This is a genomic window from Dechloromonas sp. ARDL1 (assembly GCF_051122455.1).
Taxonomy (GTDB): Bacteria; Pseudomonadota; Gammaproteobacteria; order Burkholderiales; family Rhodocyclaceae; genus Azonexus.
The window spans coordinates 1,188,398-1,210,270 of record NZ_CP168939.1 but is presented as its reverse complement, the minus strand read 5'-3'; the positions used below and the strand labels follow the sequence as shown (position 1 = coordinate 1,210,270).

The following is a 21,873-nucleotide window of genomic DNA, read 5'->3' as shown; positions in this document are numbered from 1 at the left end:
ACAAAGGAAGAGATCGTTCCCCGGTGGGACGGCCGGTCTTCAAAACCGGCAAGACCTGTCAGACAGGTTTGGGTAGGTTCGACTCCTGCTCTCTTCCGCCACTTCTAGCCCGCCTGGCAAAAGAAAGCGCCTGACCAAAGTCCCTGCGACCGATACCGCTCGATCATGGGGCCAACAAAAACCCCGCCGCAGCGGGGTTTGGGGCACTCAGGCAGTCGCCGCTCGGCGCAGCAGCGAATACAACTCATCCTTGAGTACCAGTTTTTCCTTCTTCAATGCCTCGATTTCGATAGGCGTTGCGTGTTCGATATGCGCTTCCATGTTCTTGATCTTCTGATCAAGTTCGTTATGTCGATCAAACAGGTTGAGGAAATGGCGGTCAGTCGTTTTCAATTGGGTAATCAGGTCGCGATACTCAGGGAACATAGGCTAACTCTCGTTGAGGTTGATAGTGGTCAGGAAACAGACGGTTCCACCCTAGCAATCATTTCGAATACCGGTATTGCGCTGTGTCAACTTTTCGGTTGGTCGGTACGAGTTTGCGCCATTCCCCCCCGAGAGCCGGGAGGCTCGGGTTAAACTTCTGCATCCTTCCCGCTCACTCCCTCGACAGATGGCTCACCACCCCTTTCATGGCAACATCCCCGAAGACCGCCTCTACAGCCCCAGCTACGACATGTGGGTGCAACTACAGAAAAACGGGGAAGCCTTGCTCGGCGCAACCGGCTTCGGCATCTTTCTCGCCGGCGAGATCATTGCCTTCACCAGCAAGCCCAAGGGAGCCGAAGTCGCCATCGGCAAGGGCATGGGTACCGTCGAGTGTCGCAAGACCGTTCTCGCGGTTCATGCGCCGATTTCCTTCATCCTGCTCGAAGGCAACGACGACGCCGAGGAAAACCCGGCACGCGTGAACAAGGACTGTTATGGCACGGGCTGGATGGCGCGCGTCAGGCCGACGGCCTGGGAGAGCGAACGGCAAACCCTGATCGATGCCGCTGCCTACCGCCGGCACATCCTCAAGATCGAACCGGAGGCCCGCTTTGACTGACAAACTGGCTATTCTGGTGTGCACCGCCAGCACCGACCGCCCGGAACTCCTTCCGACGCCACTGGTACATGCCCTGGCCGCACACGCGCTTGATGCCGAGGTCGAAATCCACTTTGCCGGGCCGGCCGTCCGTCTGCTCGTCGATGGCGTGGCCGACAGCCTCTACGCCGGGCAGCAACAGGAAAAATCTCTCGGCGACTTCCTGCGTGAACTCGTCGCCGCCGACATCCCGCTCTTTGCCTGTGGCATGGCTCGAGCCGCTTGGCTCAGCGAAAGCGAAACACTGATCGCCCCAACCCGTGCTGCCGGCGCCACCGCCTTCGTAGCCCGGACCCTCTCCCCCGATTGGCAAACACTGGTGTATTGATGGCACATCCACGCATTACAGGCGTCATTCTGGCAGGCGGACTGGGCCGGCGCATGGGCGGCGTCGACAAGGGCCTGCAGGAACTTCAGGGGCGCCCGATGACCGCTTGGGTAGCCGAACGGCTTGCACCGCAGGTCGATGAACTGCTCATCAATGCCAACCGGAATGCAGAACGCTATGCCAAATTCGGCTACCGCGTCGTTGCCGACCGGATTCCCGACTTCGCCGGCCCATTGGCCGGCCTGCATGCAGCCCTGTCCGCAGCCACCCACCCTTGGGTTGCCACGGCCCCCTGCGACTCCCCCTTTCTGCCGCCCGACCTCGTGTCGCGACTGGCCAGCGCCATGCATGCCGCCGATGCCGAACTGGCCGTTGCCCGCACCCACGACCAGCCACACCCGGTGTTCTGCCTTTGCCGGCGCGAAGTCCTGCCGCATCTCACTGCCTATCTGCACAGCGGCGAACGCAAGTTCGAGCGCTGGTACGCTACCCTGAAGACCGTCCAAGTTCCCTTCGACGACGTTGCCTCAGCTTTCGAAAACATCAACACACGCGACGAGCTACAGCGTTTCGACAGCCAAGGCCAGGATTATTCACAAAAGTCGGGAGCGTAACGCCCGGCATACTACCCCTTGAGCACCTTCGGGCGAAAGCGTTTCCCTCCTGGCACCAGCAGCCCAGCGCCTACTGGCGCTTTTTCATGACCAGCACGCCGGTACCCATGAGCAAATCGACCCGACTCAGAAAGCTCATGCCGATCAGCGGCGCCCCGGTAATCCCCACGGTCACCCGGACATTGCGCAACTTCACGCCCGCTACTTCAACCAGTGGAACCACCACACGGGTGGTCGTAATGTTTCCGGCAGCCGTTGCCGAGAGGCCGCGCTTTCCTTCCGCAAAATCGATTCCGAACAGGCGCGCGCTTTCAATGCTCATCGCCACATCCGATGCGCCGGTATCGATCAGCCCTTCGACGGTTTGTCCATTGATAGTAATCGGCGCGAAATAGTGCTCTCCCCGGTGTGTGCTGGCATACAAGATGGCCGTCCGATTTTCTGGCGCATCGCTGTCAAGGCAAGCATCTGCCGAGCACTCCGGCCCGGCAAGCAGCGTCGAGAACCGTTTGTTCCGGGCCTGCCATTCACGGGCCACCACATCGCCCGAAGCTGCAGCCCTTTCGTACCAATATGCGGCCTTCCTGCTACAGGGCGCCACCAGATAACCTGTCTCGTATGACACGGCCAGGCTGCGCTGCGCTTGCCCGTTACCGTTCCGGGCTGCAGTCATCAGTGAAACGAATTCCCTGGCTGGCTGCTTCAGGGGAATTTCGTTTGCATAGTCACGGGCTGAGAAATAGGAGGTCTCGCAACCCACCGCCCAAGCCGGCAAGACTGCCAACAAGGCGGCAGCGCACAATCGACGATCCACAACGAACAATGACAATTCAGTATCCAATCCAGGCTGTAATTCCAGCAATCGATCCGCGCCAGGCCCTTTCGGCGCCAAATTCCTACCCGGATTATCGGCGTTTTGTCATGCCTAAAAAATATGACGAAGGTTATAAGCCAGACAGCAGCTTGGCCCCGACCGAAACGACTCCCCAACCTGTGGAAAACCCTTATTGCGTCGCACCAAATTACGCCTAGACTGCGCGCGCAGGATCAAAAACACACATAAAAGGTAAACAGCAAATGAACGTCAAAGTGCACTACCGCATCACCCAGGATCGTGCCGGCATTCCGCAGGATTTTTGCGGCGCCCGCCACTTCGTCGCCTGCGAGGACAAGGCCATCGAGGACATCGCCCGCACCCAACTGGCTGCGGACTATCAGATTCCGCAAAGCGCCGTCGTCATCTCTCGCATCGAGGCCTAACCGCCTCCGCGCAGCGTCGCCCGGTCGACCTGTGCCAACAGGCGTTGCGCCGCCGATTCGTCGCCGGCGACAACGCTGATTTCCACCCGCAGGGTGGCTAGTTGCAGCGCGGCAATGCGCAGCGGGTTCTGTTCGCTCAATGCGAAATGCAGGGTGGCTTCCTCGCCGGATAGAAGCAAGCCACCGGGAGCGTTCGACACGGCTGACCCGAACGCATTTCGCAGCGCCCGGGCAAATTCATCCACCGTGCAACTCATCTGTCGGACGCGCTCCCCGCGCCACGGCAGGCCGCCCTCAGCCACCGGCAATCGGCGGCCAGACTGCAAGCACGTCGCCCTCCGCCAGGCACTTGTCAGCCCGCTCATCAGGCGGAATGTATGTGCCGTTCACCAGCACCAGATGCGTCAGGCGTGACGGCAGTGCAAACGGCTGCAATACCTCGGTCACTGTCGCAGTGTCAGTGGCTTCGACCTCAACCCGATTATTCTTGGCATGCCCCGGCAGATAGTCGCTCAGCGTGGCATAAAGCTTGACCGTGACCCGCATGATCTCAACTGTTCGGCCGCTGGCAGGCGATAAAGGCCTCGGCGAAACGGGTCGGCGTTTCGAGCAGTTTCTGCTTCCACACACCCAGCTTCATCTTGCCCTGAATCAACCCGCGCAGCGCGCCGACATGCTCGGTCAGCCCAACCGAGGTCGCTCCGACCAGCACGTCGCCGTTGAACTGCAGGCTGATGTAGCGGCCGTTGGCCTCGTCGGCCTGCTCCACGCCATCGCCGCCCGGCACGCCTTGCCATTCGCCGAACGACGACGAGATCATGCCCATCGAATCAAGCACGTTGATCGCCAGCACGCCCTTCATGCGTGCGGCACTTTTTCCAGCACCGCCGGCCATGTTGAGAGCCGCCACACGCGCCTGATCGGCCGCATTGGGCTGGATCGCCGCGACCAGATGCCGGCCGCTGAACAGATCCGGCGCCTCGGCCACGTCACCCGCTGCATAGACCCCCGGCACCGAGGTCTGCATGGTGTCGTCCACCAGCACGCCCTTGGCCACATGCACCGTCGTTCCCTCCAGAAAAGCCACATTCGGCGCTACCCCGGCGGCGACAATGAGCAGATCGCAATCGAGCTTCTCGCCGTTCGATAAGGCCACGGTAAGCGGCGCCGATTCGCTTCTGGAAATGAACTCGACACCCGCTCTGGTCAGCACACGCACGCCTTGCTTCTCGACCCAGCGCTTGATCATGCCGCCCGCCTCGGGCGTCATCATGCGCGGCACCAGCCGGTCGCCCACTTCGACCACCGTCAGTTGCGCGCCGCGCTTGGCCAGCGCCTCCATGATGATGCACCCGATAAAACCGGCCCCCAGCTGCAGCACGCGCGAACCTGGCTTGGCCAGCTGGGCGATGGCGCGGGCGTCGGACAGTGTCCAGCAGGTCTGCACCTCCGGCAGGTCGATACCGGGAATCGGCGGGCGCACTGGATGCGATCCGGTGGCGATCAGCAGGCGGTCGTAATCCTCGAAATGACCGTCGTCGAACAGCACCGTCTTCTTGTCGGTATTGAGCGCCACCGCCCTGCCCCGATACTGGCTGATGTGCAAGCTGTCGAAATGATCGGCCGACTTGCGCAGGTAGGTCCCTGACTCGTCGATATTGCCTTCGAGCAGGTAGGGAATGGCCATACGCGAATACGGTGGCTCAGCTTCGTTGCCGACCAACAAAATGTCGTCGCCAGGCGCGGCACGGCGCAGGGTTTCAGCGGCAACCACGCCTGCCGGGCCGTTGCCGAGAATGATGTGTTTCATGTTGGCTTCTCCGCAGGGAAAAGAAAAGCGGGGCGGCGCCTGGCGCAACCCCGCTTCGTTCGACAAACCACCTACAGACCCAGGCGCTCCAGCGTGGCCTTTTCCGGCACGCCGTTGGCATCCCAGCCGCGCACCTTGTAGTACTCTGGCTTCATCTTGTCGATGCCATTGACCAGCCCCTTAGCCGGGCCGGTCTTGGCCGGCTCGGTCTTCAGGCGCGGCGGCAGGTCGTCATCGGCCGCCGTGAAGCCGGCCGCCAGATTGAACTGGCGCTCCATGTTCCAGATGCGCTCGCCCACCTCGTTGAGCTTCTCCATCGACCAGTCGCCCTCGCAGGCGGCCTGCACCTGCGGCTGCACGTCGGCCAGCGTCCAGGCGAAGCTAGTGAAGACGCAAATACCGGCAGCATCGAAGACGCCCGTGGCATCCTGGAACGCCTTGACCAGATCGGCCTTGCCTTCGGTGACCAGCGGATCGGTCTTGACCGGGATACCAAGGACTTCGGACGCCACGGTATAGGAACGCAAGTGGCAGGCGCCGCGGTTAGAGGTCGCATAGGTCAGACCCATGCCCTGGATGCCGCGCGAGTCGTAAGCCGGGAATTCCTGGCTCTTGACGCTCATCGACAGCTCCGGACGGCCGTACTTGGCGCACATCCGCGCGCTGCCCACCGCCAGTTCCTTGCCGAAGCCCTCGCCGTGCGCCGTCATCTCGACCAGTTTGCACAGCGCCTCGGCCGAACCGAACTTGGCATCGACGCCGATCTGTTCCTCGCTGATGATACCCAGGTCGTACAGCTCCATCGCTGCGCCGACCGTGGCGCCGAAGGAGATCGGATCCATCCCGTGCTCGTTGCACAGCAGATTGGCGTACTGCAGGGCTTCCAGATCACCCACGCCGTTCGCCGCGCCCAGCGCCCAGGCCGCCTCGTACTCCAGGCCGCCGGAAGCCCCCCAGTATTTCGGGCTGTTCTTGACGCTGAAATGGGTTTCGTCGATCTTGGAAATCCGCCCACAGGCGATGGTGCAGCCGAAGCAGGCGGCGTTGGTCACCAGATGCGGCTTACCGTCGGTCGGCCGCTTTTCGTGCATGGCCTCGGCGGAAATCTTGCCCGCATCCTCGAACTGCACGTCGCGGTGGTTGCGCGTCGGCAAGGCTCCCATTTCGTTGATTACGTTCATCAACACCTGGGTGCCGTACTTGGGCAGCCCCTGTCCCGTCACCGCATTGTCGGCCAGCACCTTCTTCGCGGCATTGGTCGCCGCCAGAAAGGCCGGGAAATCCTTGATGCCCGAAACGCCCTTGGTGCCGCGCAAGGCAACCGCCTTCAGGTTCTTGGAGCCCATCACCGCGCCCACCCCGGAACGGCCGGCAGCACGGTGCAGGTCATTGACGATGCAGGCGAACAGCACCTGGTTCTCGCCCGCTGCGCCGATCGACGACACGCGGATCAGCGGGTCCTGGTGTGACTTCTTGATCGTCGCCTCGGTTTCCCAACAGGTCTTGCCCCACAGGTGTGCCGCGTCGCGCAGCTCGGCCTTGTCGTTTTCGACGTACAGGTACACCGGCTTCGGCGATTTGCCTTCGAAAATGATCATGTCCCAGCCGGCAAACTTCATCTCGGCCCCGAAAAAGCCGCCGGAATTCGAGCAGGCAATGGCATTGGTCAGCGCGCCCTTGGTCACCACCGTGTAGCGGCCGCCAGTGGAGGCCATGGTGCCCGTCAGCGGGCCGGTCGACATGATCATCTTGTTATCCGGCGACAGCGGATCGACCTTGGGGTCGATTTCCTCGACCAGGTATTTCGACGCCAGACCGCGCGAACCCAGGTAATCGTTGGCCCACGCCATGTTCAGCGGTTCGGGTGTGCAGGTGCCGGCGGTGAGGTTCACGCGCAGGACTTTACGGTTCCATCCCATGATCTCTCCTCCTTACGCCGCAACGGCAGCAGTATTGGCCTTGGCCGCCCAGGAACGCATGCGGTCCAGCCCCGTCCAGTCGGCATCGACATAGGTGATGGCGCCGGTCGGACAGGCGCTGGCACACTTCGGATCGCCGCCACACAGGTCGCACTTCTGCACCTTGCCGAGGTCGGCCATGTAATTCACCGTGCCGAATGGGCAGGCGATGGTGCACACCTTGCAGCCGACGCAGGTCGCCTCCTTGACCACCTTGGCCCCGGTCGCCGCATCGAGCACGATGGCCTCGACCGGGCAGGCATTCATGCACCAGGCATCCGAACACTGGGTGCAGGTATAAGGCACCTTGCGCCCCTCATGCTCGAAGTCGAACACCTTGATACGTGACTTGGATGGGTTGATGGCGCCTGTATGCTCGTAGGAACACGCCATTTCGCACTGCAGACAACCCGTGCATTTGGATGGATCAATGTGAAGCGACTTCTGCATGGCGTCTCCTCCATGATGAATTGCTTGCAACACGCCGCCTGAACCTTGCGGCGCAACCGGAAAAAATTGAGAGGCGAAACCCGTGCCATCTATCCAAGCCTCGTCGATATGCAATCCGACACGCTTGCCGCGGCACCGTTGTTTCGCACCTGAACAGCGCAACTGCTCCAATATTGAACACCCGTAAAGCCTGAAAAGACCAAGCAATGCGCTGCTCAAGCACTTTACGCAGAGCCGCCACGCTTGTTATGCCGCAACGCAGCATCATGAGCGATGATTGGCCAACCACGCTCCACGGGTCTATAACAACAACGTGATGCCACGAATCTTACGTAGCACTCCGCACCTGAAACACAACCGGGAGAGCGCATGGAAAAATCCCCCTTCGACCGTCGCCAGAAACCACGCCACCAGCCGCAACAGCAACCGCAGCAGCACGCCCACGCCACCCCGGCCGGCAAACAGGACTCCCCACGCGAAACCTGGCAATCCCTCAGCCGCGCGCAGGCACGAAAGCAGTCAGGTAAGCTGTAAGCAATACCCTCCCCTCACACGAGGCAAGCCATGAAAACCGCCATTATCCTCGCCACCCTGCTCGCCTCCGCCCCCCTCTGGGCCGGACCAGCCCCTTGGTACAAATGGCAAAGTACCGCCGCCGACCATCAGGTGTGCTCACAGATATCACCCGGCGAAGGCTGGCAGATCGTCAAGGGGCCATTTAGGGATGCCCATTGCCAGAAGCCGGGGATACCTGAGTAGGAAACCCTGTTTTTGTAGGGGATATATCGGCCAAAACATGAAATCCGGCCCTGGAAATGAAAAAGCCACTTCAATCGAAGTGGCTCATTTCACTTTGGTTTGGCGCGCCCGGAGCGATTCGAACGCCCGACCCTCTGGTTCGTAGCCAGATACTCTATCCAACTGAGCTACGGGCGCGCTGCCAAAGACGCGCATTATAAGGATTTCAGACGGAAAGGCTAGTAGTTTTTCGAAAAAATTGCCCTTTCAACGCTTGCCCTCCAACAACACTCGAAACCAGCACAACTAACTTACGACACAAATCTGCCACACCACACCCAATGACAGCACCGTGCCCCGAACTGCCGGTCAGGATTTTTCAGCCAAGGTCGGCAATGCAGCGGTTGCTGCCGTTAGCCTCGCCGAGCTGTAAGGCTGCAATCAGCGAGAGCGGTCATCACCTTAAACGGCAATCGGGCAATAGTTCTTGGATCTGGTACTTTCCTCGTTAGAGTGCCGCCCGCTTGGTTTCGTCAACTATGCGGAGGCACTTGTTTGGTGATGGTCGTTACGCTCCCTGCTGAACCATCGGAGTGTTTAATCGACGCCCCGTAAATTTTGCCGCCAGTTGTTTGCCAAGCCTCTGAGAAGGACTTTCGATCAGAACATGTAGCAACCATGACAGGAATAGGCAGGCAGCAGTAACAATCAGGAGGGACACCCAAGCCTTAAATCCCATATCAAGAAAAATTCGGAGCGCAACATATCCAGCGACACCGTGAATGACGTATAGCGAATGAAAGGGACTTCCCCGTCCCGAAGTAGCGGCGGAAGCCGCCGGCAGGGTGAGCTGCCATGATTGAGTTTCCACACTGAATCATTTGCACGAAAGGGGAAGTCCATGAATATTGTCACCGTAGGCATCGATCTCGCCAAGAATGTATTCGCTTTGCATGGCGTTGACCAGAGTGGCAAGGCGGTTTTCATCAAGCCCAAGGTGGCTCGCGGCCAATTGCTCGAAATGGTCGCCCACCTGCCGCCCTGCCTGATCGGCATGGAAGCCTGTTCCGGCGCCCACCACTGGGCAAGGGAATTCAGCCGCTACGGCCACACCGTGAAGTTGATGGCCCCGAAGTTCGTGGCGCCGTACCGGATGAGCGGCAAGCGTGGCAAGAACGACGCCGCCGATGCCGCTGCCATCTGCGAAGCCGTCACCCGGCCCAACATGCGCTTTGTCCCGGTCAAGGACCTCGATCAGCAAGCCATCCTCTGCCTGCACCGCACCCGGCAAGGTTTCATCGAAGAACGCACCGCGCTCTACAACCGCCTGCGCGGCCTGATCAGCGAGTTCGGCATTGTTCTGCCGCAGAAAGTCGAACGCCTGCGCCGGGAAATCGGCGCCCACCTTGAAGCTCTCCCCGGCTGGGCCAATCGTTGCGTCGGCGACCTGCTCGTACACGCTGACCGCCTCAATGAACGCATCGAAGAATACGACCGGGCCATTGCTGAAGCCGCCCGCCAGGACGCCAGAAGTCGGCAACTCATGCAACTCCCCGGCATCGGTCCGACCACAGCCAGTGCGCTGGTCGCCAGTCTCGGTGGTGGGCATGACTTCAAGAACGGCCGGCAACTCGCCGCCTGGGCCGGGCTGGTGCCCGGTCAATACAGCAGTGGCGGCAAAGCCCGGCTGGGCAGGATCACCAAGGCCGGTGATGCCTACCTGCGCAGCCTGCTCGTTATGGGTGCCCGCGCCGTTCTTGCCGGACTCGGCGAGAAGCAGGACCGGTTCAGTCGTTGGGCCAGAAACCTGGTTGAACGACGCGGCTACTGGAAAGCGGCGGTCGCCATCGCCGCCAAGAACCTGCGGCTGGCCTGGGCGATATTGCACTACGGCGAGGATTATCGACCAATCGAAGAAACTGCCTGAACAGCAAAAGCGTCGATAGAAAAACAGGAAAGGAATCACCGGCTGATCGCTGGCAGCCCAAGCCCAGCGAAGCACTGCCACGTTGATGTGAAGCGGGTTGGACCCGCGCGGGGAGCGCCTGATTAGCTCCAGGAGAGGAAGTCACTCTCGGCTAACGAATGAGGCCCCCGCGCGCGTCTTTCATCAGGGTCCGGGCAAACGCCCAAGATGACCGGTTGTAGTACCGCAGTCCTTCACCTTCTCTCTCACCGATACGGCAGGGTTCGATGAACAGATATTGAACAGGATCAGGAATGAAACGTTAAAACTTCAGAACGCTTGCAGAGAATGGGGAAGCCCTTGTAGGGTAGCTAATGTCAGCAAGAAAATCAAATACACGATTTGATTTGAATAGGTTCGGGAATGAGTACGAAAATGTGAACGTCAAAAGTGCGAATGCATAGCTCCAAGCCACCCCGAGGTTCACCGAATAAGGTCCTGCCCACCAGTGAATGCAGAACATTGCGAACAATCCTCCGATACCAAGATAGGCCTTGTTGGCATCTATCTTTCCTCGATAGAGGTAGTGAAACAACACGCCAATGAACATGTAGATCACGTATTGCGATACGGTCATGTATGTCATCGCAAGTTGCCAAGCAGATGCGTTTGTGTTGCCCCAAACAGGAATCATCCTGTTAAGGTAGAGCGCGAACGCGAAGAGTGCCACCGGGGCGAAGAACACTTTAAGGGATTGCTGCCGGAACCAAACGATCAATAACGCGCATACGACATAAAACTTCATCTCGATTTCCAGCGTCCATACGATGCCATCAATTCCCCTTGACCACATGATGTCCCGGATTCCGGGGATATAGTGAATCAGTACTTCTCGGATGCTGAATGGCCATTCTTTTGAGAAGTACTCGCTGCTTATCATTATCGCCAGAAGGGTGACACTAAAGCCAACAAAGTATGTTGGCATGATTCTCAGGATTCGGTTGATTGAGAAGCCAACCCAACTCATTTTTTGTAGGGAAAAAGGAATAACAAAGCCGCTGATAATAAAAAACAGGGCCACACCATAAGGGAAACTCTGCATAAGCGCCCATCATGCAGCGCAATTTGAGAAAATGACGGCATTGTCATTGAGTTGGTGAGGCAGATGAATCTGATGAAGCAACTGAGCTTGGCTGAGACGGGATTTTTGCCGAAAGCCGGCAAGCAAACCCGCAAGGCAGTGTTCCTGGCGGAGATGGAAACAGTGGTGCCGTGGTCGCGTCTTGAGGCGCTGATCGAGCCGTTCTATCCGAAGAAGGGAAACGGTCGTCCGCCGATGCCGTTGGGCACGATGTTGCGGATTCACTTCTTGCAGCAATGGTTTGGTTACTCCGACCCAGCAATGGAAGAAGCACTGCACGATGTTCCGTTGTTGCGTCGCTTTGCCGGACTGGATGCCTTCGAAGACGTGATGCCGGACGAAAGTACGATTCTTCGCTTCCGTCATCTGCTGGAGAAGCATGACCTGGCGGTGGCGATCTTTGCCGAGGTCAATGCCGTGCTGTCGGAGAAAGGCCTGTCGATGAAGCGCGGTACGGTGGTCGATGCCACGCTGATTGCAGCACCGAGTTCGACGAAGAACGAAGACAAGAAGCGCGATCCGGAAATGACGCAGACCAAGAAGGGCAATCAGTGGCACTTCGGCATGAAGGCGCACATTGGCGTCGATGCCGACAGCGGCTTGATACATACCGTTGAATGCACGACGGCCAAGGTCGCCGACATTGCGATGATGGAGAAGTGCCTGCACGGGGAAGAAGCCATTGCGCTCGGTGATCGCGGCTATCACAAGAAGAACCGGACGATTGACGCGTTCCAGAAGGAAGGCAATCTGTCTGTTCTGACACCGACCAAGAAGCCGGCTGGCGGCACGCTGACTGTGGAGCAGAAAGCGTTCAATCGGATGCTGTCCTCGGTGCGGGCAATTGTCGAACATCCGTTCCGAGTAGTGAAGCGCCAGTTTGGCTTTGTGAAAGTTCGCTACCGTGGTCTGGCGAAGAATACCGGGCAAATCGTGACGTTGTTTGCGCTGGCCAATTTGTGGATGGCGCGCAAGCGATTGTTGCCCTTGCTGGGCGAGGTGCGCCCGTGAAACGTGAAATACAGGGAAAACTCCCTGGATTTCCCGGTCAACGGTCGAAAATCGCCTATTTCTCATCGCTTTTATGACGACCTACCAGTAAATGGCCGGTTGTTCAGAGAGTCCATAAGCTCCCCAATTGAATATCGGGAAAATATGGAGCCACGATATGTATCCCGGTATCGCATGGGTCTCTAACGGGAGGGCTGGGGCGTTCGTAATGGCTTCGACTGCTGCGCGACTTGACCAGAAAACGCCGTAGTAGTGTGAGATGACAACCGCCAGCGCCGCAAATCCGCGCAAAGTGTTGGCGAAGTCGATTCTTGAACTTCCCTGCATACTGCCTCTCTCTAGCGTTATGCCTTGTGGCTAAGGGGGCATTTTCTCATATGGATGGTGCTTGTGCCCCCGAAACCTCACTGGGTGAGGCTCTTTCGCCCTCTTGCTTGATCCAATCGCCAATGCCCTGCACGTTCGGAAGCAGGTATTTCTGGCTCCAGGTTGCGAGGCACTGGCGGGCGGACACGCCTTGGTGTACGAATTTGTCAGTAGCGTTCCTTTTAGTGGTAGGTTCGCGGATGGCGCGTACGTCAGGTGATCGCCGGGCAGTTGTAGTCTACTTGAATTCGTACTTCCGCTACCAGCCTTTAGCTGCCGTGGCTCTTGAAAGCCTGAGAGGCGGGTTATGGCCGTATGCTGCCGAAACCCAAAGGGTTGATGAATACCCTTTAATGGAATATCGTTGCAACTTAGTCAAAAGGGCACCCAAACATGGCACTTACCTACGCTGAAATCCAGAAAAACCGGCACAAGCTCACACCACCTAATAGCGAACGCGCCATTCAACTCTATGACATTGAGCGCGAAGCATTTGCCCGATTTACCGGCCAGTTTGATGAGCTGGAGGCTGCAATAGGCATGCTCCACATCGGAGACCAGGTCGGATGGAAACCACTGGTACTAATTCACAACAAACGAACAATTCGAAAGTACGAAGAAATCCTCGGAATCAATATCCGCGAATTCTTCCCGGACGAAGGCCCCAGTGCCGAGCGCTCGATTGGTTACACCATCGCTAAGAAAATTGGCAGCTTCTGGAAGGCTGTCAGCGGCGAGCTTAAGAGCGACGAACTGAAAGCCCAACGACGCGAAGTCGCATAGGGGTACCAAAACCCCTTGACACGGGTTCTCAACACCCCTTACTCTTAGGGGTATGGATTACCCACCCCCGCACCCAGACGACACAAATGAAAGCACCGGCCTCGGGCTGGCTGCACGGATTGCCGCGCAAGCGGCAACCGTACAGCCAAACGAGGCCGGAACTGCAGCCTGTGAGAACGGGAAAGCGGTTGTGGATGCACTATCCCCCCATCAGGTAATACGGGGGGAAAATCATTCAAACGCTCCAAACTTCCACATCGCCTTTATCGATTGGCTGAATTTCACGTTTCCTTTCAAGCTGACAGGAAATAGCGGCCTAATGGATTTCGATATCGCACTTCAAAAAGGATTTGGATTCGGAATTGGAGCTAACCGCCACAAGGGACATCTCAACTATGAGCAATCGTGGGAGCTTGGTGACGGTTATGGAATATTCGCAACTGGCGGCAAATCAGTAGGCGGAACGTCGCTAGTTTCGCTCTCCGGCGAGGGTTGCAGCGTTGTCAAAGATTGGTTGGCTGTCTATGACTTTCTTGATGACCGCAAAGCGCGCATAACCCGCATTGATCTCGCACACGACGACTATCTCGGAAGAATCTCCCTCGAGACAGCGCGAAAGTGGTTTGAAGCCGGAGAGTTTCACGCTGGCCGGGGACATCCTCCGAGCGGCCGTTTTTTGGATGACTTCGGCTCAGGCAAAGGGAAAACACTTTACGTAGGCCAGCGTAAAAACGGGAAGTTGCTTCGAATCTACGAGAAGGGCAAGGAACTAGGGCAAGTTGATAGTCCCTGGGTTCGCTGGGAGTTGGAACTGCACAACAAAGATCGGGAGCTTCCTCTCAGGCTCTTGCTTACCCCATCCCAATACCTATCTGCAGCGTATCCCGCTACAGCATGGATCAATCAACGCCAATCTCGTATCGAAACCGCAACGAAATCCACATTAATCGGCCTGGACGTTCTTACTGAATACTGTAGGAAAAGCTACGGCAAGCTGATCTGGACGCTTTGGAAGATACAGGGAATGCCCCCTCTCGATATCGTCGAGACATTGGCTGTTGAGGGGATTCCAACCCGTATTAATCACGCCATTCCCGGAGAAGTGTGATGCAGACCCTCACACTCCACGAAGCCGCTTCGTTTTTGAAAATGCACCCCGAAGAAGTTCGTCGGCGTGCGAAATCAGGATTATTGCCCGGAGCTAAGGCTGGACGCTCCTGGGTATTCATCGATGTTGATCTTGCCGATTGGCTTCGCTCGCTCTACGCTCTACCTAGGCAAGCGTTGCAAGTGGCCTTTAGAAAGGAGTTAGAACCATGCCACTTTTCAAACGCAGTAACACCTGGTGGGTCGACGTTGTCGCGCCAAACGGCAAGCGAATACGCCGATCTACTGGGACTGAAACAAAAGCCCTTGCGCAAGAGTTTCACGACAACCTGAAGGCCGAGTTATGGCGAGTTTCTAAACTGGGTGATAGACCCCGCCGGACATGGAACGAAGCGGTTGTTAGATGGCTGAAAGAACAAGCCCACAAGGCAACGAGAGGTGGCCCCGCGCAGTTGGACAGAAATTTGGTTTTCTTAAGTGAGTTCTCTGCGGGTTAAGCCGCTGCGGCGAGCAGCGGCTGGTTGAAGTAAGCCGTATCCGGGGTTTGCCCGTCAAGCGTTGAGTGCGGGCGACGACGATTGTAAAAATCGAAGTAGCGGGCCAGCGCCTGTCGGACCTCGGAAACGGTGTCGTAGCCGTGCAGGTAAATCTCCTCGTACTTGACCGATTTCCAGAGGCGTTCGACGAATACGTTATCGCGCCAGCAGCCCTTGCCATCCATGCTGACCTGAATGCTGTGCTCCTGAAGCAAGCCAATGAAGGCCGAACTGGTGAATTGGCTGCCCTGGTCTGTGTTCATGATTTCCGGTCGGCCATACTTCATGATGGCCTCTTCCAGAGCATCGACGCAGGGATCAGCCGTCAGGCTGTTCGACAGGCGCCAACTCAGCACCCGACGGGTTGCCCAATCAAGCACCGCGCTCAGATAGACGAAGCCCCGGCGCATCGGGATGTAGGTCGTATCCATGGCCCAGACCTGATTCGGACGCTCGATGGCAAGGCCGCGCAGCAGGTAGGGATAGATGCGGTGTGCCTGGTTGCGCCGACTGGTGTTGGCCTTGCGGTAGATGGCCTGGATATCGAGCTTCTTCATCAGCGTACCGACATGTTTGCGACCGATTTCATGGCCTTCGAGCTTGAGCATATCGCGCAACATCCGCGCACCGGCAAAGGGATGCTCCAGGTGCAGTTCATCAATCCGCCGCATCAGCATCAAATCGATTTCGGATGTGGGCTGCGGCTGGTAATAGACAGAAGAACGCGAAAGCTCAAGTAACTGGACTTGCCTGACGACAGGCAGATCGTGGGCCTTGTCGATCATCGTTTTGCGCTCGCATCGCCGATGCGACCGAGCGCGACGGCCAAAAAATCAATCTCCAACGCCTGCTGGCCTATCTTTGCATGCAAATCCTTCAGGTCCGGCGTGGCCGCCTGCTTCTCGGCAGCCGTCGCAAAGACACCCGAGGCGTTCTCGAGCAATTGTGTCTTCCATTGCGTAATCTGATTCGGATGAACGTCAAACTTCTCTGCTAACGCAGCCAGCGTCTCATCGCCCTTGAGGGCGGCAATCGCCACTTTGGCCTTGAAGGCGGCTGTGTGGTTACGGCGGGGTCTTCTCATTGCTTCTGCTCCTAGGCAGGCGATTTCCATCGCCCATTGAAGCAGAGATTTCACTTAACTCGATGTCCGGATTCGCGGAACCACCTCTAATCAAGCTGAGCGGATCAAGTTGTCAGGCCCGGCGAGCACTATCTATGCCATTGGCGATATTGACCTGGCATCGGCCTGACCGCAGAATGCCCAATCTTCATAAAAACAAGTTTGGGCAATGCAAACATCACGGGGAGAGTTGGGGTATCCGGAATTGCTATGGCTGCTCGGCAGCCTGTGCAATCTCTATCGCATTCCCTTCGATCCCAAGCTGATCGAGCAGGAATTTCCGCCGCCGCATAGCCTTGCCACCTTCCATGAAGCGGCTCGTGCCTTGGGATTCAAAACCGGGCAAGGCACTCACCCTGCGGAATGGCAAGCACTTCCCCTTCCAGCCATCGCCTTTCTGCGCGCTATCCCGGAAACGGAGTCCCAGACCGGGGGCAAAGCCCTCCCGGTCCTTATCCTCAAGACAGACGGCCACAAACTGCTCTACTTCCGGGCCGGTTCGCAAACGCCTGCAACGATCACCGCCGACGAAGCCAAACTCCAGTTCGACCCCGAACTGATCCTCGTCGCCCGCGAAGCGCAGGCCAAGGAAGAGGCCATTCCCGGTTTCGAGGCTGAAACCAAATCCTTCGGCTTTCGTTGGTTCGTTCCCGAGCTACTCAAGCACAAAACCATCTGGCGTGATGTCCTGCTCGCCAGTCTGGCTATCCAGTTGGTTGGTCTTGCCACCCCGCTCTTTACCCAGGTCATCATCGACAAAGTTGTCGTCCATCAAACGCACAGCACTCTCGTCGTCCTTGGCGTGGCACTCGTCATGTTCATGCTGTTCACCAGCGGCATGACCTGGCTGCGTCAATATTTGGTGCTGCATACCGGCAATCGCATCGACGCCGTGCTCGGCAGCCAGGTCTTCCGTCACCTGCTGCGCTTGCCGCTTCCGTATTTCGAGAATCGCCCCACCGGCACGCTGGTCGCCCGCCTGCACGGCGTCGAAACCATCCGCGAATTCGTCTCCGGCGCCGCCGTTACCCTGATCCTCGATTTCCCCTTTCTGCTCATCTTCCTGGCCGTGATGTTCGCCTATAGCTGGCAACTCTCGCTGATCGCTGTCGGCCTGCTCGGCAGCATTGCCTTCATCAGCTTTCTCGTCGCCCCGCTGTTCCGCGACAAGCTCAATCATCAGTTCATGCTCGGCGCCAGAAATCAGGCATTTCTCACCGAATACGTCTCGGGCATGGCCACCGTCAAATCACTCCAGATGGAAGCCGACATCGACCGGAAATACGGCGACTACCTTGCCCAATACCTTGCTGCTGGTTTCTCGACCAAGCAGGTCGGCAATACCTACAACGTGATCAGCAATGGTCTGGAACAGGTGATGACCCTAGCTATCCTGATCGTCGGCGCCTTGCTGGTCATGCAGAACGACGGCTTCACGGTCGGCATGCTGGTCGCCTTCCAGATGTTCGCGGGAAGAATGAGCCAACCGCTCTTGAGACTCGTTGGCCTGTGGCAGGAGTTCCAGCAAGCCAACATCGCCGTCAAACGCCTCGGCGACATTCTCGACATGCCGCAGGAACCGCATACGCTCACCCCAACCCGAGAAAACCAAGGCCCTGGAAGAATCGACCTCTGTCATCTTGCCTTCCGATATTCGGAACATCACCCCTGGCTTTACCGCAATCTGAACTTGGCCCTCAAACCTGGCTACCTGAGCGTGCTGATGGGGCCGTCCGGCTGCGGCAAGAGCACCCTGGCCAAACTGCTGCTCGGCTTCTATCAGCCGAACGAAGGTCAGATCAATCTCGATGGCAAGGACATCCGCCACCTCGCCGCCAACGAACTGAGAACTACTTTCGGCGTCGTCCCCCAAGAAACCGTACTCTTCGCCGGCACCCTCTACGACAACCTGGTCATGGCGCATCCGCATGCCAGCTTCGAGGATGTGATCCAGGCCTGCAAGGCGGCGGAGATTCACGAGGTGATCGAGACACTCAATGACGGATATCAGACAGAGATAGGGGAACGCGGAACAGGGCTATCTGGTGGGCAGCGGCAGCGGATTGCTATCGCTAGGGCGCTGCTCAAGCGGCCGAAGATTCTGGTCTTCGATGAAGCGGTATCGAACCTGGATCAGCAGACGGCTGAACACTTCGCTAGGACGATCAATAAGCTCAAGGGCAAGGTGACGATGTTATTCATTACCCATCAGATTCCGCGGGGATTGATGGTGGATGAGGTGATTGAACTTGGGATGAATGTAATCAGGCAAATGGATGTATTAGAACAGCAATGATGCCCAACATTCAGAGTGAAGAGTGATTCGCGGTATGAAAATCAAAATCAAGCGGTTTGTATGGGTATTTTCTTTCTTGGCGATTAGCTTTTTTGTTCAGCCAAGACTGGCATTTTGTGATCACTACAGTTTGCGGATTGGAATCATCCCCGACCCAATCGAGGTTCCGAGTCGTGAAGAAATCGATTTGTTAGAGGCAAAAGCTCTAGCGGGTGATTGGGAGTTGAAAAAACAGTTTGCAGCGAGCTATTTGTATGAGTGCATGAAGTTGGAATATTGGAACTGGGGCTGTGGGCATTTGCGTTATGGCAATTTATGCCGGGCGATGGCTGCACGAAGGGAACTGGGACAGAGCTTTCTGAGAGAGATCATTAACCTAAACAGTAATGGTCCATTGGACAAAATCACACTATCAAGATTTCAGGCCGACTATGCGTATCGAAGAGTTTTCGATGCACGCCCAGATTTTGATCCGAAACACCCAGCCTGCCAGGAGGCCGTAAGGTATTACGAACTAGCTATTGAGAATGAGAGTACGACCGGTGATGGGCGGAGTTGTACTGCTGGTCGTGTCTTCAGCATGATTACCCATCAACAATGCTTTGTAAAAAATGAGCAGCAAGCCAAGTTATATGGGCAAATGAATTGGGGTTGTCCGCAATATTAAATGCAAAGTGCGTTAATCAAGGATCGATACTATGGAACCGAATACACAGTTTGTAGATAAATGGCTAGCAGACAGCCTGAGTAAACTCGGCCCTACTGGCTTCTCAGCTGGGCAGACTATCAAATATGGTGTTCTTTCAAGTGGGTTTCTTGAGGCACGAGATGGGCCAAAAGTTTCCGATTACGCTTTAGGTGCAAGTGACCCTGCGTATGTACAAGCGCTTGCGGATTGGACCGAAAAGCGAGGTAAAAATTTTACGCCAGTCAGCGAAGCGCAAATGGCGATGATCGATAAAGCCTTTGCTGCGCTAGGAAAGGTGCTTGGTGTAACTTTTCAACGCGATGATACCAACGCGCAGATTCGTTTTGGTACAGGCGACCTAGCTGGAATGACTGCAGCTGATGGTGTCACGGATATTGGAGGTTACAACGTCAGAAAATATTTTGGAGATACATCCAGAGATTACAATGTAATTGTTATGCCAAAGTCATCTGACATGAATGGCGATGGACAAGAATGGGCGCCTGGATCAGGGTATTTCGTGACTCTTATGCACGAAATAGAACATGCTTTGGGACTGGATCACCCAGGGTCATATTTGGCAGGGCAAGAGGTATTCGCAGGAAAGGAGGACAATAGACTCGATACGATCATGTCCTACCGGAAAATTCGACCCTACACCGATGATCGAGCAGGATACGGATCGGTTCTACAAGATACAGCGGCATCCTCTCAGACGATTACGCCTGAACGCTACGATATTTTTGCACTTCAAAGGCTTTTGGGGGTTAATTTAGAGACATCTGGAGATAACACTCGATTTTCAAATTTTAAACAAACAACATTAACTGAACGCGCCGAGTACCAGACCATTTTCGATGCGGGAGGTACTGGAGATGTAATTGACGCGTCAAATATTACAGCCCCTGTTGAGATCAATCTTGAGCCGGGGACGGCAAGTTCGATCGGCACTCCCTCTCGTAACGTGGTAATCGCTTTTAATACGATTATCGAAAACGCTATTGGGGGAAGTGGGAACGACATCATCATTGGTAATGACTTTGCCAACGAATTAGATGGACGTGGTGGCAAAGACACACTAAAAGGTGGTAAAGGAGAAGATACCTACGTCATCGGCGATGGTGCAGACATCATTTTCGATAGCGAGGGAGACGGCAAAATCGTTGTAGGTGCCCAGAAATTCCAACTTACCGGATCAGCCACAGAGCAACGGAAAACAAAAAAAGGCTGGTCGGGTTGGGCCGATAGTAATGACAAAAGTTATGTCTACAAATTAGCATCAGGGTCCTTGAGTGAAGGTGGCACACTTGAAATTTACAAGGACTATGTCCTAATCGGGACTGTTGAAAATTTCAAAAATAGCACCTTGGGCATCAACCTCAAAGACCAGCTAAAAACATCGATTCAGAAACAAGCAAGCGCCAACCCGTTTGGCATAGAAAACGCCGATCCCTCCCCGCCATCTAACCCCATTAACCTCGCGGAAAACCTCGGCCAGGGCCTCAAGGTCTTTCTCAATTCGGCAGCCAAGGCTGGCGACACCATCACCCTTGCCCTTTCTGCGCTGGGCGAAAAATTCAAGGCCGTTCTTGGGGATGATGTCGTTGGGTTTGACAGCGGCAATATCACGTTGACACTGGCAGAAGGACAGACAGAAATTGCCTTCGGCTTTCTCAGTACAGGGGACGTAGACGTTGATCAACAACTGACCCTTACAGCTACTTTGCAACCAGCCGACGGAGGTGACGCAGTTGATAGCACGCTAACCATTAACTTCGACGCAGTTGATGAATCCCAATCCCCGACAACAAGCGCCACGATCACCGGTGACATTATTCCGGCCGATACCGACACTTCCAAGGAGGGCATTCAAGCTGCCGGAGATGCCTACGGAAACCCGCTGGGCGAAGCAGGTGCTTACGGGGATATCCTGTTTGGCAGTGCAGGAAATGACTGGATATTGCCCGGCGATCTTGATGACGACGTCAACGGACTCGGAGGAGATGACTGGATCAGCGGCGGTTCGGGCAGGGACTTTATCAACGGAGCTGATGGCAACGATCTCCTTGAAGGGGAGGCTGGCAGCGACATTCTCAGCGGCGATGCCGGTGATGACAAGCTGTATAGCGACAATCGTATCGATACGGCGGTTGCCATCGAGAATGGAAATACCCAGAGCGGAAGTGGCCAGAAGGGTTCGTGGCTTTCAGGCAACGAGGGCAATGACACTCTTGTTTCCGGGGCTGACAATGACGTTTTGGCAGGCGGTGCCGGGCAAGATGTTCTGGTTGCGGGTGCGGGTGATGACAATATTCTGGGCGATGCGAATTACACGGTGCAACAACTGTGGGACAGCCAGTGGCTCTACAACCTGAATAACACCAATTGGTACCACTCCAATGAGCAAACCTATGGCTGGGGCTATACAGACGAGGGAAATACCCGTGTGTTCTCCCCGGTCGAAGGAGAGGTCGAGCCTGCTGGCGGGGCTGCGGATCTTATTCACGCTGGCAATAGCAATGACCGTGTTTGGGCCGGGGCTGGTGACGACTTGGTCTTTGGTGAAGGCGGCAACGATAACCTGATTGGCGAATCCGGTAACGACAATCTCCTAGCAGGCTGCTGAAATACCGCCCTGCAACTGCAGACGGTGGCATGGAACGGAGTCGTT

General features: G+C 56.6%; 23 protein-coding genes and 2 tRNA genes. 15 read left to right on the top strand and 10 right to left on the bottom strand.

What is annotated here, in order from left to right; all coding sequences use genetic code 11:
- Nucleotides 1-5: 5 nt before the first annotated feature.
- A tRNA-Sec gene (locus AB6Q56_RS05935) sits at nt 6-101 on the top strand.
- Between the two features lie 106 nt (nt 102-207).
- On the opposite strand, the gene AB6Q56_RS05930 is transcribed toward AB6Q56_RS05935, so the two are convergent.
- Complete coding sequence (locus AB6Q56_RS05930) at nt 208-426, bottom strand: YdcH family protein (RefSeq protein WP_434516170.1); 219 nt, start codon at nt 424-426, stop codon at nt 208-210.
- Nucleotides 427-613: 187 nt separating this feature from the next.
- On the opposite strand from AB6Q56_RS05930, the gene AB6Q56_RS05925 reads away from it, so the two are divergent.
- Genes AB6Q56_RS05925 through mobA form a run of 3 tightly spaced genes read left to right on the top strand, consistent with a single transcriptional unit; the run spans nt 614 to nt 2,029 of the window.
- The gene (locus AB6Q56_RS05925; RefSeq protein ID WP_434516169.1) at nt 614-1,048 is read left to right on the top strand and encodes a glycine cleavage system protein H; all 435 of its coding nucleotides are present in this window, start codon (nt 614-616) and stop codon (nt 1,046-1,048) included.
- Complete coding sequence (locus AB6Q56_RS05920; protein WP_434516168.1) at nt 1,041-1,415, top strand: DsrE family protein; 375 nt, start codon at nt 1,041-1,043, stop codon at nt 1,413-1,415. Before AB6Q56_RS05925 ends, AB6Q56_RS05920 begins: the two co-directional genes overlap by 8 nt.
- Nucleotides 1,415-2,029 carry a molybdenum cofactor guanylyltransferase MobA gene (mobA, locus tag AB6Q56_RS05915; RefSeq protein WP_434516167.1) on the top strand — a complete coding sequence of 205 codons (615 nt, stop codon included), beginning with the start codon at nt 1,415-1,417 and terminating at the stop codon, nt 2,027-2,029. Before AB6Q56_RS05920 ends, mobA begins: the two co-directional genes overlap by 1 nt.
- A 70-nt stretch (nt 2,030-2,099) precedes the next feature.
- Here mobA and AB6Q56_RS05910 read toward each other — a convergent pair whose 3' ends face one another.
- Nucleotides 2,100-2,870: a TIGR02281 family clan AA aspartic protease gene (locus AB6Q56_RS05910; protein WP_434516166.1), complete on the bottom strand. Its 771-nt coding sequence runs from the start codon at nt 2,868-2,870 to the stop codon at nt 2,100-2,102.
- Between the two features lie 236 nt (nt 2,871-3,106).
- Between AB6Q56_RS05910 and AB6Q56_RS05905 the strand changes: the two genes are divergently transcribed.
- Entirely contained in the window at nt 3,107-3,289 is a 183-nt protein-coding gene (locus tag AB6Q56_RS05905) for a hypothetical protein (RefSeq protein WP_295007317.1), read from the top strand.
- Here AB6Q56_RS05905 and AB6Q56_RS05900 read toward each other — a convergent pair.
- From AB6Q56_RS05900 to AB6Q56_RS05880, 5 genes are all read right to left on the bottom strand, one after another.
- Nucleotides 3,286-3,489, bottom strand: a complete 204-nt coding sequence (locus tag AB6Q56_RS05900; RefSeq protein WP_434516165.1) for a hypothetical protein — start codon at nt 3,487-3,489, stop codon at nt 3,286-3,288. The genes AB6Q56_RS05905 and AB6Q56_RS05900 overlap by 4 nt on opposite strands.
- 94 nt (nt 3,490-3,583) lie before the next feature.
- Nucleotides 3,584-3,835, bottom strand: a complete 252-nt coding sequence (locus AB6Q56_RS05895) for a MoaD/ThiS family protein (protein ID WP_434516164.1) — start codon at nt 3,833-3,835, stop codon at nt 3,584-3,586.
- Nucleotides 3,836-3,839: 4 nt separating this feature from the next.
- Entirely contained in the window at nt 3,840-5,099 is a 1,260-nt protein-coding gene (locus AB6Q56_RS05890; protein ID WP_434516163.1) for an NAD(P)/FAD-dependent oxidoreductase, read from the bottom strand.
- A gap of 71 nt (nt 5,100-5,170) precedes the next feature.
- Nucleotides 5,171-7,018, bottom strand: a complete 1,848-nt coding sequence (locus tag AB6Q56_RS05885; RefSeq protein ID WP_434516162.1) for an aldehyde ferredoxin oxidoreductase family protein — start codon at nt 7,016-7,018, stop codon at nt 5,171-5,173.
- Between the two features lie 12 nt (nt 7,019-7,030).
- Nucleotides 7,031-7,507, bottom strand: coding sequence for a 4Fe-4S dicluster domain-containing protein (locus AB6Q56_RS05880; protein WP_434516161.1), 477 nt, complete (start codon nt 7,505-7,507; stop codon nt 7,031-7,033).
- Between the two features lie 369 nt (nt 7,508-7,876).
- Here AB6Q56_RS05880 and AB6Q56_RS05875 point away from each other — a divergent pair, with 369 nt between their 5' ends.
- Nucleotides 7,877-8,041 carry a hypothetical protein gene (locus tag AB6Q56_RS05875; RefSeq protein ID WP_434516160.1) on the top strand — a complete coding sequence of 55 codons (165 nt, stop codon included), beginning with the start codon at nt 7,877-7,879 and terminating at the stop codon, nt 8,039-8,041.
- A gap of 30 nt (nt 8,042-8,071) precedes the next feature.
- The gene (locus AB6Q56_RS05870) at nt 8,072-8,266 is read left to right on the top strand and encodes a hypothetical protein (protein ID WP_434516159.1); all 195 of its coding nucleotides are present in this window, start codon (nt 8,072-8,074) and stop codon (nt 8,264-8,266) included.
- 100 nt (nt 8,267-8,366) lie between these two features.
- Here the strand turns inward: AB6Q56_RS05870 and AB6Q56_RS05865 are convergent.
- A tRNA-Arg gene (locus tag AB6Q56_RS05865) sits at nt 8,367-8,443 on the bottom strand.
- 703 nt (nt 8,444-9,146) lie between these two features.
- On the opposite strand from AB6Q56_RS05865, the gene AB6Q56_RS05860 reads away from it, so the two are divergent.
- Nucleotides 9,147-10,172 (top strand): IS110 family transposase, encoded by a 1,026-nt coding sequence (locus AB6Q56_RS05860; protein WP_434515924.1) that lies wholly within the window; start codon nt 9,147-9,149, stop codon nt 10,170-10,172.
- Between the two features lie 301 nt (nt 10,173-10,473).
- On the opposite strand, the gene AB6Q56_RS05855 is transcribed toward AB6Q56_RS05860, so the two are convergent.
- Entirely contained in the window at nt 10,474-11,253 is a 780-nt protein-coding gene (locus tag AB6Q56_RS05855) for an acyltransferase family protein (RefSeq protein ID WP_434516158.1), read from the bottom strand.
- 72 nt (nt 11,254-11,325) lie between these two features.
- Between AB6Q56_RS05855 and AB6Q56_RS05850 the strand changes: the two genes are divergently transcribed.
- From AB6Q56_RS05850 to AB6Q56_RS05835, 4 genes are all read left to right on the top strand, one after another.
- Nucleotides 11,326-12,303: an IS5 family transposase gene (locus AB6Q56_RS05850; RefSeq protein ID WP_205231579.1), complete on the top strand. Its 978-nt coding sequence runs from the start codon at nt 11,326-11,328 to the stop codon at nt 12,301-12,303.
- A 759-nt stretch (nt 12,304-13,062) separates the two neighbouring features.
- Complete coding sequence (locus tag AB6Q56_RS05845; RefSeq protein ID WP_434516157.1) at nt 13,063-13,452, top strand: hypothetical protein; 390 nt, start codon at nt 13,063-13,065, stop codon at nt 13,450-13,452.
- 52 nt (nt 13,453-13,504) lie between these two features.
- Nucleotides 13,505-14,560 (top strand): replication initiation factor domain-containing protein, encoded by a 1,056-nt coding sequence (locus AB6Q56_RS05840; protein ID WP_434516156.1) that lies wholly within the window; start codon nt 13,505-13,507, stop codon nt 14,558-14,560.
- Nucleotides 14,560-14,892, top strand: coding sequence for a helix-turn-helix domain-containing protein (locus tag AB6Q56_RS05835; RefSeq protein WP_434516155.1), 333 nt, complete (start codon nt 14,560-14,562; stop codon nt 14,890-14,892). The genes AB6Q56_RS05840 and AB6Q56_RS05835 overlap by 1 nt, the downstream gene beginning before the upstream one ends.
- Nucleotides 14,893-15,052: 160 nt before the next feature.
- On the opposite strand, the gene AB6Q56_RS05830 is transcribed toward AB6Q56_RS05835, so the two are convergent.
- Nucleotides 15,053-16,179 (bottom strand): IS3 family transposase gene (locus tag AB6Q56_RS05830; protein WP_374755713.1). Its coding sequence is split into 2 segments (ribosomal slippage): nt 15,053-15,921 and nt 15,921-16,179, totalling 1,128 coding nucleotides; the frame shifts between segments, so codons are not numbered across the junction.
- 208 nt (nt 16,180-16,387) lie between these two features.
- Between AB6Q56_RS05830 and AB6Q56_RS05825 the strand changes: the two genes are divergently transcribed.
- From AB6Q56_RS05825 to AB6Q56_RS05815, 3 genes are read left to right on the top strand one after another with little or no spacing between them, the layout of a single operon-like run.
- Entirely contained in the window at nt 16,388-18,514 is a 2,127-nt protein-coding gene (locus tag AB6Q56_RS05825) for a peptidase domain-containing ABC transporter (protein ID WP_434516154.1), read from the top strand.
- Nucleotides 18,515-18,548: 34 nt separating this feature from the next.
- Entirely contained in the window at nt 18,549-19,181 is a 633-nt protein-coding gene (locus AB6Q56_RS05820; protein WP_434516153.1) for a hypothetical protein, read from the top strand.
- Nucleotides 19,182-19,212: 31 nt separating this feature from the next.
- Entirely contained in the window at nt 19,213-21,828 is a 2,616-nt protein-coding gene (locus AB6Q56_RS05815) for a M10 family metallopeptidase C-terminal domain-containing protein (RefSeq protein ID WP_434516152.1), read from the top strand.
- Nucleotides 21,829-21,873: the final 45 nt, after the last annotated feature.